13 protein-coding genes are annotated in these 12,505 nt (G+C 63.8%); 6 read left to right on the top strand and 7 right to left on the bottom strand.

Annotated elements, in window-relative coordinates:
- Positions 1-38: 38 nt before the first annotated feature.
- The 4 genes from ACY34H_RS27120 to purB form a co-directional block, all read right to left on the bottom strand.
- Entirely contained in the window at positions 39-599 is a 561-nt protein-coding gene (locus ACY34H_RS27120) for a YceI family protein (RefSeq protein ID WP_464980537.1), read from the bottom strand.
- 66 nt (positions 600-665) lie between these two features.
- On the bottom strand, positions 666-1,220 hold the full coding sequence (locus ACY34H_RS27115; protein WP_464980536.1) for a YceI family protein: 555 nt from the start codon (positions 1,218-1,220) through the stop codon (positions 666-668).
- An 18-nt stretch (positions 1,221-1,238) separates the two neighbouring features.
- Positions 1,239-1,763, bottom strand: coding sequence for a cytochrome b (locus ACY34H_RS27110; protein ID WP_464980535.1), 525 nt, complete (start codon positions 1,761-1,763; stop codon positions 1,239-1,241).
- 230 nt (positions 1,764-1,993) lie between these two features.
- On the bottom strand, positions 1,994-3,367 hold the full coding sequence (gene purB, locus ACY34H_RS27105) for an adenylosuccinate lyase (protein WP_464980534.1): 1,374 nt from the start codon (positions 3,365-3,367) through the stop codon (positions 1,994-1,996).
- Between the two features lie 129 nt (positions 3,368-3,496).
- On the opposite strand from purB, the gene ACY34H_RS27100 reads away from it, so the two are divergent.
- Positions 3,497-4,108, top strand: coding sequence for a glutathione S-transferase family protein (locus ACY34H_RS27100; RefSeq protein ID WP_464980533.1), 612 nt, complete (start codon positions 3,497-3,499; stop codon positions 4,106-4,108).
- 178 nt (positions 4,109-4,286) lie between these two features.
- A complete protein-coding gene (locus ACY34H_RS27095) occupies positions 4,287-5,231 on the top strand; it encodes a PfkB family carbohydrate kinase (RefSeq protein WP_464980532.1) in 945 nt (314 codons plus the stop codon).
- A 68-nt stretch (positions 5,232-5,299) separates the two neighbouring features.
- On the opposite strand, the gene bfr is transcribed toward ACY34H_RS27095, so the two are convergent.
- The gene (bfr, locus tag ACY34H_RS27090) at positions 5,300-5,785 is read right to left on the bottom strand and encodes a bacterioferritin (protein ID WP_137314992.1); all 486 of its coding nucleotides are present in this window, start codon (positions 5,783-5,785) and stop codon (positions 5,300-5,302) included.
- 168 nt (positions 5,786-5,953) lie between these two features.
- Here bfr and ACY34H_RS27085 point away from each other — a divergent pair, with 168 nt between their 5' ends.
- Together ACY34H_RS27085 and ACY34H_RS27080 are read left to right on the top strand one after the other, a co-directional pair.
- A complete protein-coding gene (locus ACY34H_RS27085) occupies positions 5,954-8,266 on the top strand; it encodes a TonB-dependent receptor (RefSeq protein WP_464980531.1) in 2,313 nt (770 codons plus the stop codon).
- A gap of 9 nt (positions 8,267-8,275) precedes the next feature.
- Positions 8,276-8,956, top strand: coding sequence for a Fe2+-dependent dioxygenase (locus ACY34H_RS27080; RefSeq protein ID WP_464980530.1), 681 nt, complete (start codon positions 8,276-8,278; stop codon positions 8,954-8,956).
- 105 nt (positions 8,957-9,061) lie between these two features.
- Here the strand turns inward: ACY34H_RS27080 and ACY34H_RS27075 are convergent, their stop codons facing one another.
- Positions 9,062-9,826 (bottom strand): energy transducer TonB, encoded by a 765-nt coding sequence (locus ACY34H_RS27075; protein ID WP_464980529.1) that lies wholly within the window; start codon positions 9,824-9,826, stop codon positions 9,062-9,064.
- An 8-nt stretch (positions 9,827-9,834) separates the two neighbouring features.
- Positions 9,835-10,044: a (2Fe-2S)-binding protein gene (locus tag ACY34H_RS27070; protein ID WP_137314988.1), complete on the bottom strand. Its 210-nt coding sequence runs from the start codon at positions 10,042-10,044 to the stop codon at positions 9,835-9,837.
- 271 nt (positions 10,045-10,315) lie between these two features.
- Between ACY34H_RS27070 and ACY34H_RS27065 the strand changes: the two genes are divergently transcribed.
- Positions 10,316-10,588 carry a FeoA family protein gene (locus tag ACY34H_RS27065; protein WP_464980528.1) on the top strand — a complete coding sequence of 91 codons (273 nt, stop codon included), beginning with the start codon at positions 10,316-10,318 and terminating at the stop codon, positions 10,586-10,588.
- Positions 10,589-10,606: 18 nt separating this feature from the next.
- Positions 10,607-12,496, top strand: coding sequence for a ferrous iron transporter B (gene feoB, locus ACY34H_RS27060; protein ID WP_464980527.1), 1,890 nt, complete (start codon positions 10,607-10,609; stop codon positions 12,494-12,496).
- The last annotated feature ends 9 nt before the right edge of the window (positions 12,497-12,505 follow it).

Here is a 12,505-nt window from a genome sequence, read left to right as displayed (position 1 = left end):
CCGCGCGCGGCGGGGTTCTGCGGGGATGCCGGAGCTGCTTACTCCGCGGCGACGGCTTCGACCTGGATTGCCAGCTTCACTTCCGGCGCGAAGTTCGGGATGCCGAAGTTGATGCCGAAGTCGGTGCGCTTGAATTCGGCGGTGGCGTTGGCGCCGCACACTTCGCGCTTCAGACGCGCATCCTGCACGCACTTGAAGCGGTCCACTTTCAGCTCGACCGGCTTGGTCACGCCGTTCAGCGTCAGTTCACCGTCCACGCTCACCAGCTGGTCGCCGTTGAACTTGAACGACTTGCCCTTGTAGGTGGCGGTCGGGAATTTCTCGACGTTGAAGATGTCCGCCGATTTCGCATGCGAATTCATTTTCTCGTGGCCGAAGTCGATCGACGTCGTGTCGATCGTGATGTCCAGGCTGCCGGTCTTGGCGGCGCGGTCCATCGTGATCGTGCCCTTCGTGCTGTTGAACTTGCCGCGCCACAGCGACAGTCCTTTGTGGTCGGCCTCGAAGCTCGGATACGTGTGGCTCGGGTCGATGTTGTACGTGGCGGCGTTGGCCAGGCCGGCCATGGCGAGCATTACAACGAGCAGCGTGGATTTCATGCGTTCTCCTTCGGGTTGATGGGTGCTGCAGGGTTACTGCGGAATTACCGCAAGATTACCGCGAATTTACTGCGAGACGACGTGGAACTTGATCGTCACTTCATCGGCCACCATGCTCGTGTCCTTCCACTCGCCTTCGCCGATGTTGTAGGTCAGGCGCTTGATCGGCACCGCGCCGTCGAACACCTGCTTGCCGCCCTCTGTCTTCACGGTGACGGGGAAGGTGACATCGGCCGCCTTGCCCTTGATGGTCAGCTTGCCGGTCACGTTCAGCTTGCCGGCGCCGGCGCTCTTGATCGATGTCGAGACAAAGGTGGCTTTCGGGAACTGAGCGGAGTTGAACCACTCCTTCTTGGCCACTTCCCGGTTGTATTCGGGGTCGCCCATGTCCAGGCTGGCCGTGTCCACTTCCACGGTGGCTTTCGACGCGTCCGGCTTCGCGGCATCGTAGTCGATGACCACGCTGTGTTTCTTGAACTTCGATTCGACCGGCACGTTCATCTGCTTGAACGTGGCGGACACGGAAGTCTTGGCGGGATCGGTCTTCAGCACGGCGGCGCCGGCCGCCAGCGACAGGCCGGCCAGGGAGGCCAGCAGGATCGGTTTCAAATGCGTCTTCATGAGTGAGGCTCCGACAGGTTAGGGAAGCATGCGTTTCAGGACATCGTCCCGATCGACGAAATGGTGTTTCAGCGCGGCGGCCACGTGCATCACCACGAGCGCGGCCAGCGCCATGTTCAGCCAGTAGTGCACCGGTTTCAGCGTCGCTTTCAGGGCGGTATCGGCCTCGAACGCGGCGGGAACCTGCCACAGCCCGAGGTAGACGACCGGCACGCCGGCCGCGGTGGTGTACAGGTAGCCGGACAGCGGCACGGCAAACATCAGCACGTACAGCAGCACGTGCGTCGCGTCCGCGGCCTTCGCCTGCCAGGGCGCGATGCCGGCCGCATGGGCCGGCGGCCGGTTCCGGCGGCGCCACAGCAGGCGCAGCGCGGCCAGTGCCAGCACGGTCACGCCCAGCCATTTGTGCCAGGAATAATATTTCAGCTTGGTCGGCGTGAAGCCGGGAATGTCGACCATCACCAGCCCCATTGTGAAGGCGGCAATGACCAGCAGCGCGATCAGCCAGTGCAGCACCATCGCGGTTCTCGTATAACGTTCCATCTGGAGCACCCCTGTTTTTTAGTACGTATTAGGACTAACGGCTCGTCACTGTAGCAAAGAAACGAAGATGTTGCTGGCCACATGTAAAAACGGCAGCCCTTACCCTACAGGATAAGGAGCTGCCGTCATAGGGGCCGATGGTGAGAGGATACTTAAAGGTAAGGAATGCCTGAACCTTCAAGCCCGTCCAGGGCGCCCTGCATGGCCCGGGATCCGGCCCTGGATCCTGCTCAGATCGCCTTGGCCAGTTGCGCCGCGATGCCCGTGTAGTTCGCCGGCGTCATCGCCAGCAGCAGGTCTTTTGCTTCCTGCGGAATGGCCAGCTTGCCGATGAATTCCTGCAGCGCTTCCCTGGTGATGCCCTTGCCGCGCGTGAGTTCCTTCAGCTGTTCATACGGATTCTCGATGCCGTAGCGGCGCATCACGGTCTGCACCGGTTCTGCCAGCACTTCCCAGCTTGCGTCCAGGTCGGCCGCCAGGCGCGCCGGGTTCACTTCCAGCTTGTTCAGGCCGCGCAGGCAGCTGTCATAGGCCAGCAGCGTGTAGCCCAGGCCCACGCCGATATTGCGCAGCACGGTGGAATCGGTGAGATCGCGCTGCATGCGCGACACCGGCAGCTTTTCGGACAGGTGCTTCAGCACGGCGTTGGCCAGGCCAAGGTTGCCTTCCGAGTTCTCGAAGTCGATCGGGTTGACCTTGTGCGGCATGGTCGACGAACCGATCTCGCCGGCTTTCAGCTTCTGCTTGAAATAGCCCAGCGATACGTAGGTCCAGATATCGCGGTTCAGGTCCAGCAGGATCGTGTTGGCGCGGGCGAAGGCGTCGAACAGCTCGGCCATGTAGTCGTGCGGTTCGATCTGGATCGTGTACGGATTGAACGTCAGGCCCAGGCGCTGTTCGATCACGTTCTTCGAGAATGCCGGCCAGTCGAACGACGGGTAGGCCGACAGGTGGGCGTTGTAGTTGCCGACCGCGCCATTCATCTTGCCGAGGATTTCCACGCCGGCGATGCGCACCACGGCACGTTCCAGGCGCGCGATCACATTGGCGAATTCCTTGCCCAGCGTGGTCGGGCTGGCGGTCTGGCCGTGCGTGCGCGACAGCATCGGCAGGTCGGCATTCGCATGGGCGATGTCCTTCAGCTTCGCGACCAGTCCGTTCAGGGCCGGCACCATCACGCCGTCGCGCGCGGCCTTCAGCATCATGCCGTGCGAGGTGTTGTTGATGTCTTCGGAGGTGCAGGCGAAGTGGATGAATTCGGAAGCGGCCACCAGCTCCGGCACGTCCTTCACCTGTTCCTTCAGCCAGTACTCGACAGCTTTGACGTCGTGGTTCGTGACGGCTTCGATTTCCTTGATGCGCGCGGCGTCGGCTTCCGAGAAGTCGGCGGCCAGCTTGTCCAGCAGCGCGGTGGCGCTGGCCGGGAAGGGCTTGATCTCGGCAAAGCCAGCCTGCGACAGCGCCTGCAGCCACGCGATCTCGACCTTCACACGGTGGTGCATGAAGCCGGCTTCGGACAGGATGGGGCGCAGCTTGTCGGTCTTGGACGCATAGCGGCCGTCCAGCGGGGAAAGGGCCGACAACGTGGAATATGGAGTGGTCATGGTGAAGAGGGAGGCAGGAAAAAGAGCGATTTTACCATCGCTGTGCCCACGTTTTGATCACCGGCCGGCCACGCTCCGGCCACGGGGCCCGATGCTATACTGGGCCACACTCCCATCCGGTGCCTTCCCATGAAACTGATCGGTTCGCTCTCCAGCCCCTATGTGCGCAAGGTGCGCGTCGTGCTCGCGGAAAAAAAGCTCGAGTACCAGATGCAGCTCGAGAATGTGTGGAGTGCCGAGACCAGCATCCACCTCGTCAATCCCCTCGGCAAGGTGCCCTGCCTGGTCATGGAAGACGGCTACGTGATGTACGACTCGCGCGTGATCGTCGACTACCTCGATACGTTGACGCCCGTCTGCAAGCTGTTGCCGCCGAATGGCCGCGAGCGCATGGAAATCAAGAACTGGGAAGCCCTGGCCGATGGCGTGCTCGATGCCGGCGTGGCGGTGCGCCTGGAGCGCACGCAGCGTCCGCCCGAATTGCAGAGCAGTGCCTATATCGACCGGCACCTCGGGAAAGTCGCGCGCGGCCTGGCATCGCTGTCCGACCGCCTCGGCGATACGCCATGGTGCGCCGGCACCCACTACTCGCTGGCGGACGTTGCCGTGGGGTGCGCGCTCGGCTGGTTCGACCTGCGCTTCCCGGAGATCGACTGGCGCACGCCGCACCCGAACCTGGCGCGCCTGTACGACAAGCTGCATGAGCGGCCATCGTTCCGCGATACGCTGCCTCAGGCATGATCCAGCAGGCATGATCCAGCAGGCATGAACCAGCAGGCATGAACCAGCAGCGTGATCCCGCAAACTTCATTCCACGTGGCCACTGTCCGGGCCTGAACCAGGCACAAACCGGGCAGCGCGAACGTCGGCCCTGAATTCATTGCGCTACACTGTGGCGTCACGATAGAGCGGGGCGGCCATGGAACAATCTGTAGCGGTTTTCGGCGAAGCACTGGTGGATGATTTCAGCAGCCAGCGGGTGGTCGGCGGTGCGCCGTTCAACCTGGCACGGCACCTGGCCGGCTTCGGCCTGCCCGTCACGATGGTCACGCGCATCGGCGACGACGACAACGGCGCCCTGATCCGCAACGAATTCACGCGCTATGGCATGTCCGGCTCGGGCTTGCAGTCCGGCACCGGCGAGGCCACCGGCAGCGTTCACGTGGAAGTGGGCGCCGACGGCAGCCACCGCTTCACGATCGTGCCCGACCAGGCCTATGACCACATCGACGGCGTCGCCGCGCTGACCGCCGTGCAGGCAGCCCATCCCGGCATCTTCTGTTTCGGCACGCTGGCGCAGCGCGACCCGGTATCGCGCGCTGCCCTGCACGGCCTGCTGGAGCAGACCGAAGCGGTGCGCTTCCTCGACCTCAACCTGCGCGCCGGCCACGTGGACGAAGCCATCGTATTCGACTCGCTGCAGCAGGCCGATATCGTCAAGGTCAACGAAGAGGAATTGCAGCAGCTGTTCAAGTGGTATTGCCACACCTGCCCGGATACGGTGAACATGGAATGCATTTCGGTCGATACCGAGTGCCGCGCGATGATGCACAACTTCTCGCTATCGGCCCTGGTGGTCACGATGGGTGCGCGCGGCGCGCTGTACCTGTCCGCCGATGGCGCGCACCTGGCCGATCACGGCACGGGCAGCAGCGATTGCTTCGTCGATTCGGTGGGGGCGGGGGATGCGTTCAACGCCGTGTTCCTGCTGGGCAGGCTGCGCGGCTGGACGATGGAACGGACGCTGGCACGCGCGAATGCGTTCGCGGCGGCATCCTGTGGCTACGCGGGCGCGGTGCCGCAGGATTTGTCGTGCTACGCCCGCTGGCTGGACCAATGGGCGCGTGAACCAATGGGCGCGTGAGCCCGTGAATGCGTGAACCCGAGGGCGCGTGACGGCTGACCCGTGCGGGCCAGCCAGGCTGTTACTCGTCAGTGCGCCTCGTCTGCCGGCGCCATCTGCGTCTGCAGGTAGTTCTGGATACCGACCTTGCCGATCAGGTCCAGCTGGGTTTCCAGGAAGTCGATGTGTTCCTCGGTGTCTTCGAGGATCTCCAGCAGCAGGTCGCGCGACACGTAGTCGCCCACTTTTTCCGCTTGTGCGATACCTTCCACTACCGTCACGTGCGCGCCGCGTTCCAGCTTCAGGTCCGCTTCCAGCATTTCCTGGGTGTTTTCACCGATCAGCAGCTTGTGCAGCGCCTGCAGGTTCGGCAGGCCATCGAGCATCAGGATGCGGTCGATCAGCTTGTCGGCGTGCTTCATCTCGCCGATCGATTCTTCGTATTCCTTTTTCGCCAGCCGTGCCAGGCCCCAATGCTTGTACATCCGCGCGTGCAGGAAATACTGGTTGATCGCGGTGAGCTCGTTCGTCAGCTGTGCATTCAGCAAACGAATGACGTCTTTATCGCCCTTCATGGGAAAGCCTTTTCTTGATGTTTGTCGATCGTGGCATTTTGCCACAGATGCGCCACAAACCCAAGGCAAACCCCTTGCATTCGTGGCCAAAATGGTGTAATGGCGTTGCGAAGGCAAATGAAAACTATTATCATTCACGTTTTATGCCAACGCTACAATAAGGAAAACATGTCGTTCATCAAGAGCCGCAAGCATTCGCCAGCCACGCTCGCCGCCATCGCCACCCTGGCGATGCCGCTCGCACTGCATGCTGAAGTCAACGGCGCCAACGCCGAACCCGTCGCCCAGCAAGGCGACAGCAAGATGCCGGAGGTAACGGTCACCGGCCGTGCCGCGAACAACGAATTCCAGATCCCGCAGCGTTCCGCGTCCGAGAAGTTCACGGCGCCACTGCTCGACACGCCGAAATCCGTCACCGTCGTTCCGAGCGAAGTGATCGCACAGACCGGCGCCACGTCGCTGGCCGATGCGCTGCGCACGGTGCCCGGCATCACGATGGGCGCGGCCGAAGGCGGCAACCCGGTGGGCGACAACCTGTTCATCCGCGGCTACAACGCCCAGACCGACACCTATATCGACGGCATCCGCGACAGCGGCTCGCAATCGCGCGAAGTGTTCGCGATCGAGCAGGTCGAAGTCGTCAAGGGCCCGAACTCCGCATACGGCGGCCGTTCGTCCGCTGGCGGCGGCGTCAACATCGTCACCAAGACGGCAAAGCTGGACAACTTCTACAACGGCAGCGTGGGCTTCGGCACCGACAACTACAAGCGCGTGACGGCCGACGTGAACCGCCAGATCGGCACCGACTCCGCGTTCCGCATCTCGGTGATGGGGCATGAGAACGATGTGGCCGGCCGCGGCCCGGTGGGCGGCGACCGCTGGGGCATCGCGCCCACGATCGGCTTCGGCCTGTCGGGCCCGACCCAGGTCAACCTGTCGTACTACCACATGGAATCGAACGAACTGCCCGATACCGGCATCCCGTTCAACAACCCGATCACCAGCGGTGTCAACGTGGCGAAGAACGGCAACGGCACGCCGATTTCCGTGCCGCGCGACAGCTTCTGGGGCCTGACCAACCGCGATTTCCGCGACACCGAAACCGATATCGGCACAGTCGACGTCAAGCACGACTTCGGCAACGGCCTCACGCTGCGCAATGTGACGCGCTACGGCAAGACCAGCCAGGACTACGTGTGGACACAGCCGGACGATTCGAAGGGCAACGTGGTGCTGTACGGCACCGTGTGGCGCCGCGCCAATACCCGCGTGACGGATACGGAAACGCTGGCCAACAGCACCGCGCTGTCCGGCGAAGCCCGCACCGGCACCCTGAAGCACAACTTCAGCACCGGCATCGAGTTCTCGCGCGAGCAGACCGACCGCGGCACCTATCTGTTCACGCCAGGCACCAACAACCCGCTGACGAAGACGTTTACCTGCCCGACCTCCGGCGCCGAGACGCTGTACAACTGCGCGCCGCTGGCTGGCGCCAACCCGGACGACCCATGGGCGTATAACCGCGCGCTGTCGCCGGCGCAGACGAGCGTGCGCACCAACACCCGCGCCGCCTATGCGATCGACACGATCGAGTTCACGCCGCAGTGGCTGGTGAACGTGGGCGTGCGCTGGGACGACTTCACGTCCACGCTGAACGTGCCGCAATACACGCTGAACGGCACCACCACCGCCGCCCAGCACGCCGAGGTGAATTCCACGTTCACGAACTACCAGGCGGGCGTGGTCTACAAGCCGGCCGCGAACAGCAGCGTGTACCTGTCGTACGGTACGTCGTCAACGCCGCCGGGCAACGATGGCGGCGACGGCCTCGATGCATTGACCGCCGTGGTGCAGAACCTGAAACCGCAGGACAGCAAGAACTTCGAGCTGGGCACCAAGTGGGAAGTGCTGTCGCGCCGCCTGTCGCTGTCGGCCGCGATCTTCAAGAGCGAAATGAACAATGCGCGCGTCACGGCGCCGGACGGCACCACGCAAAACGTGGGCAAGAAGAGCGTGCGCGGCGTCGAATTCGGCGCATCGGGCAGCATCACCACCGCATGGCAGGTCTTCGGCGGCTACACCTGGCTCGATGGCAAGGTCGACGACAACGGCTTCGTGAACACCGGCACCAACGCCGCGCCGGTATGGGCGGCATCGCCGTTCAATGGCAACGTGTTCCCGACCACGCCGAAGCACAGCGCCTCGCTGTGGACCACCTACAAGGTGTTGCCGAACCTGACGGTGGGCGGCGGCTTGAACTCGATGTCGAAGGTGTACGCCAACGTCAACAACAACAAGTGGGCGCCCGGCTATACCCGCTTCGATGCGATGGCGAACTACATCGTCAACCCCAACGTCAGCCTGCAGCTGAACGTGCAGAACCTGTCGGACAAGCTGTACTACGACAAGGTCTCCTCGCCGCACTACGCGGGCGTGGCGGCCGGCCGCAGCGCATCGCTGACCGCCAGCTTCAAATACTGAGGAACCAGCGTGATACTGCACATCCCCGGCGTACTGACACCTGAACAAGTCCGGCAATTCCGCGACCGCCTGGCCGAGGCGGACTGGATCGACGGGCGCGCCAGCGTCGGCTCGCAGGGGGCGGCAGTCAAGCGCAACCGCCAACTGGCGGAAGGTTCCCCGCTGGCCGTCGAGCTGGGTGGCATCGTTGCCCGCGCCCTGACGGCCAACCCGCTGTTCTTCGCCGCGGCGCTGCCGCTGCGCATCCTGCCGCCATACTTCAACGGCTACGCCGGCGGAGAAACCTATGGCGACCATATCGACGGCGCCATCCGCGTGGCGTCGCCCGGTGTCGCGCCGCTGCGGGCGGACGTGTCGACCACCGTCTTCCTGTCCGACCCGGAAGAGTATGACGGCGGCGAACTGATCGTCACCGACGCCTATGGCACGCACGAAGTAAAGCTGCCGGCCGGCGACGCGATCGTGTACCCGTCGACCACGGTGCACCGCGTCGAGCCGGTGACGCGCGGCGAACGCCTGGCCTCGTTCCTGTGGACGCAAAGCATGGTACGCGACGACTGGAAACGCACGATGCTGTTCGAGCTGGACCAGAACATCCAGTCCGTGCGCGCCGCCCACGGCGACAGCCCGGCCACCGTCGGGCTGACCGGGCACTATCACAACCTGTTGCGCATGTGGGCGGAGACCTGAACCGCAAAACCGGGGACGTACCCCTGTTATCAAGAAAAACTGGGGACGTACCCCTGTTTCCAAGAACTATTGCCTGGAAACAGGGGTACGTCCCCAGTTTTGATATCAGGACAGCTTGAAGTTGATCGGTACCAGCACGTACACCGGCACCGGCTTGCCATCTTCCATATAAGGTTTGAACAGGCTGCGCAGTGCCGCCTGGCGGCCGGCCTCGTCAAGGTTCTGGGAACCGGAGGTTTTCTGCACCGTCGCCTGTTCCGGCGTGCCCTTCTCGCTGACCAGCACGCGCAGGGTGACGACACCGGTTTCGCCCAGCCGCCGCGAGATCGACGGGTACACCGGCTGCGGCTGGCGCACGTATTCGACGCCCGTCACCAGCTTCGGCGCGGCCGGTGCCGGCGGCGCTGCCACCGGCGGTGCCGGTGGGGCGGGCGCGGCGGCGACGACCGGTGCCGGTTCGGCCGGCTTGACCGGTGCCGGCGGCACGGTGATCGTGTTTTCGATGACGATCGGCAACTGCGGAATGACCGGCGTGAACACGGGCGGCGGCTTGATGGCCACTTCAACCACTTTCGGCGGCGCGGGTGGTGCCGGCGGCGCCGGCGGCGCGACGAACCTCACGTCGACGATCTGCGGCATCTTCTTCACCACATCCATCACCATGCCGTTCTGCATGGCCCAGAAACCGGCCAGGTGGAGAGCGACGATGACGGCGATCTTGCCGGACTTGTTGCGGCTGCTGCCGAGCGTGAAATCATGGGCCGCTTCAGTGGGCGCGGCAGGCGGTTTGGACGTGAGTCGGGGCAGGCTCAGAGAATCCAGCCCGAGCCGCGACACGCCAGGCCCTGGCAGGCCGGGCAGGGTTTGCATGAGTATCCTCAGGTAGTGAGGGTGGGGCGCTTCAGCACCGTTTCCTGGATGGGCGCGGCCACATGTTCATTCAACACTTCAACGGCATAGTCCAGGCAATTACCGCAGCACGTGGACACACCCAGTGCCTCGCGCAGCCCGTCCATGGTGCTGATACCAAGGTCGATGGCTTGACGGATTTCTCGATCGGAGATGTTGTTGCAGACGCAAACGATCATTGAAACACCTTCTGGCTGAATAACAGGAACCCGCACGGAGGCGGTCTCATCAAGAAAGCTGGCCGGGAACCTGGCTCGAATTTCCGGTCCGAAGACCTGGTTCCGCGCCTATGGCAAAGCTGCCAATCTTAACGCCTTCTTAATGAGAATCATTATCATTACGGTTCCTATTCTGCCGCAACAGCGCGTACAATGCAAGCGTTACCTGCAAATACAAACCATTCGCATTTGCCTCTATAATGAACAGATTGATTTTCCTCAGAGAACTGCCATGACACCTGCCCCCTCCCTGATCAATCTCGACGCCCTGGCGACCGGGAAAAGTGGCACGGTGGTCCATGTCGCGCCGGGTAATCCGGCCGATACCGAGGATGGCGCCGACCTCGCGCGCCGCCTGATGGAGCTGGGCTTCGTGCCCGGCGAAAAAATCCGCATGCTCAAGCGCGGCATGCCCGGCGGCGAGCCGCTGGCGATCCGGGTCGGCAACTCGACCTTTGCATTGCGCCGTTTCGAAGCGGCCCTGGTCGCGGTCCAGCCTGAATAAAACGAGGTCCTAGATAGCATGGGTGTTACCGAAAAAGTGGTGCAGGCCGTGAGCCGTGCGCCGATGATTGCTTTGCTGGGCAATCCGAACTGCGGCAAGACCGCGCTGTTCAACCGCCTGACGGGCGCGCGCCAGAAAGTGGCGAACTACGCAGGCGTGACGATCGACCGCAAGGAAGGGCATTTCACGTCGCCCGCCGGGCATGCATTCAAGGTGCTGGACCTGCCGGGAGCGTACAGCCTGAAGGCGCACACGCCGGACGAGGAAATCACGCGCGACGTGGTGGCCGGCCTGCGCGCCGGCGAGACGCCGCCCGACCTGGTGGTGTGCGTGGTCGATGCCACCAACCTGCGCCTGAACCTGCGCCTGGTGCTGGAAGTGCAGCGCCTCGGCCTGCCGATGATCCTGTGCCTGAACATGATGGACGTGGCACGGCGCCGCGGCATCGAGATCGATGCCGACAAGCTGGCCCGCGAACTGAACATGACCGTCGTCGAGACGGTGGCGGTGCAGGGCGGCGGCGAGAAATCCCTGCTGCGCGCGCTGGACGAACTGGGGCCGGTGCCCGCCACGAAGGCGCGCCCGCTGGCCGCCATCGAGGCGGTCTCGGTCGAGGAGACGCAGCGCGAAGTGCGCCGCATCCTGGGCGTGGCAACCAACAATATCCAGGGCAGCGACACGGGAACGGACAAGATCGACAACGTGGTGCTGCACCCGGTCGCCGGCCCCGTCATCCTGGCCGTGCTGATGTTCCTGGTCTTCCAGGCGGTGTTCAGCTGGGCCGAAGCGCCGATGGAAATGATCGAAGGCACGTTCGGCGCCATCGGCGAAGCCGTGCAGGGCCTGATGGCCGAAGGCGTGCTGCGCAGCCTGCTGGTCGATGGCGTCATCGCCGGCGTCGGCGGCGTGATCGTGTTCCTGCCGCAGATCCTGATCCTGTTCTTCTTCATCCTCGTGCTCGAGGATTGCGGCTACCTGCCGCGCGCCGCCTTCCTGCTCGACCGGATGATGGGCGGCGTCGGCCTGTCGGGCCGTGCGTTCATCCCGCTGCTGTCGTCGTTCGCCTGCGCGATTCCCGGCGTGATGGCCGCGCGCACGATCCAGAACCCGCGCGACCGGCTGGTGACGATCATGATCGCGCCGCTGATGACGTGCTCGGCGCGCCTGCCCGTGTATGCGCTGCTGATCGCCGCGTTCATCCCGGACCGCGAAGTGGCCGGCATCTTCAACCTCCAGGGCCTGGTGCTGTTCGTGCTGTATTTCGCCGGTATCATCTCGGCGATGGTGGTGGCCTGGGTCATGAAGCGCACCATGGGTGCCAAGCGCAAGCACGCGCTGATGATGGAGCTGCCGAACTACCACGTGCCGAACCTGCGCAACCTGGCCATCGGGCTGGTGGAGCGCGCCAAGATCTTCCTGCTGCGCGTGGGTACGCTGATCCTGACGCTGACGATCCTGCTGTGGGCACTGTCGAGCTTCCCCGGCGCGCCGGAAGGCGCCACCCAGCCGCCGATCTACTACAGCGTGGCCGGCATGATCGGCCGCGCGCTGGAATTCGTGTTTGCGCCGATCGGCTTCAACTGGCAGATTTGCATCGCGCTCGTGCCCGGCATGGCGGCGCGCGAAGTGGCCGTCGGTGCACTGGGCACCGTGTATGCGCTGTCCCAGACCGGCGACGAAGTCGCCACGGCGCTGGCGCCGCTGCTGGCCAGCACGTGGTCGATGGCCACCGCGCTGTCGCTGCTGACATGGTACGTGTACGCGCCGCAGTGCCTGGCCACGCTGTCGGTGGTCAAGCGCGAGACCGGCCACACCCGTTATGCGCTGATGATGGCCGGCTACATGTTCGGCCTGGCCTACGCCGCCTCGTTCATCGTTTACCAGACCGCCCGCCTGCTGGGGGCATGAGGAGTTCGC

The sequence above is a fragment of the Pseudoduganella sp. jia 9 genome, assembly GCF_055502615.1.
The sequence above is the reverse complement of the archived record's forward strand: the minus strand, read 5'-3'. Positions and strand labels throughout refer to the sequence as shown.

Bases quoted from the DNA above. Each gene is read 5' to 3' on its own strand.
- ACY34H_RS27100 (WP_464980533.1), top strand. From the start codon at position 3,497: ATGAAACTGATCGGTTCGCTCTCCAGCCCCTATGTGCGCAAGGTGCGC.
- ACY34H_RS27120 (WP_464980537.1), bottom strand. From the start codon at position 599: ATGAAATCCACGCTGCTCGTTGTAATGCTCGCCATGGCCGGCCTGGCC.
- ACY34H_RS27095 (WP_464980532.1), top strand. From the start codon at position 4,287: ATGGAACAATCTGTAGCGGTTTTCGGCGAAGCACTGGTGGATGATTTC.
- ACY34H_RS27065 (WP_464980528.1), top strand. From the start codon at position 10,316: ATGACACCTGCCCCCTCCCTGATCAATCTCGACGCCCTGGCGACCGGG.
- purB (WP_464980534.1), bottom strand. From the start codon at position 3,367: ATGACCACTCCATATTCCACGTTGTCGGCCCTTTCCCCGCTGGACGGC.
- ACY34H_RS27070 (WP_137314988.1), bottom strand. From the start codon at position 10,044: ATGATCGTTTGCGTCTGCAACAACATCTCCGATCGAGAAATCCGTCAA.
- ACY34H_RS27115 (WP_464980536.1), bottom strand. From the start codon at position 1,220: ATGAAGACGCATTTGAAACCGATCCTGCTGGCCTCCCTGGCCGGCCTG.
- ACY34H_RS27075 (WP_464980529.1), bottom strand. From the start codon at position 9,826: ATGCAAACCCTGCCCGGCCTGCCAGGGCCTGGCGTGTCGCGGCTCGGG.
- feoB (WP_464980527.1), top strand. From the start codon at position 10,607: ATGGGTGTTACCGAAAAAGTGGTGCAGGCCGTGAGCCGTGCGCCGATG.
- bfr (WP_137314992.1), bottom strand. From the start codon at position 5,785: ATGAAGGGCGATAAAGACGTCATTCGTTTGCTGAATGCACAGCTGACG.
- ACY34H_RS27085 (WP_464980531.1), top strand. From the start codon at position 5,954: ATGTCGTTCATCAAGAGCCGCAAGCATTCGCCAGCCACGCTCGCCGCC.
- ACY34H_RS27110 (WP_464980535.1), bottom strand. From the start codon at position 1,763: ATGGAACGTTATACGAGAACCGCGATGGTGCTGCACTGGCTGATCGCG.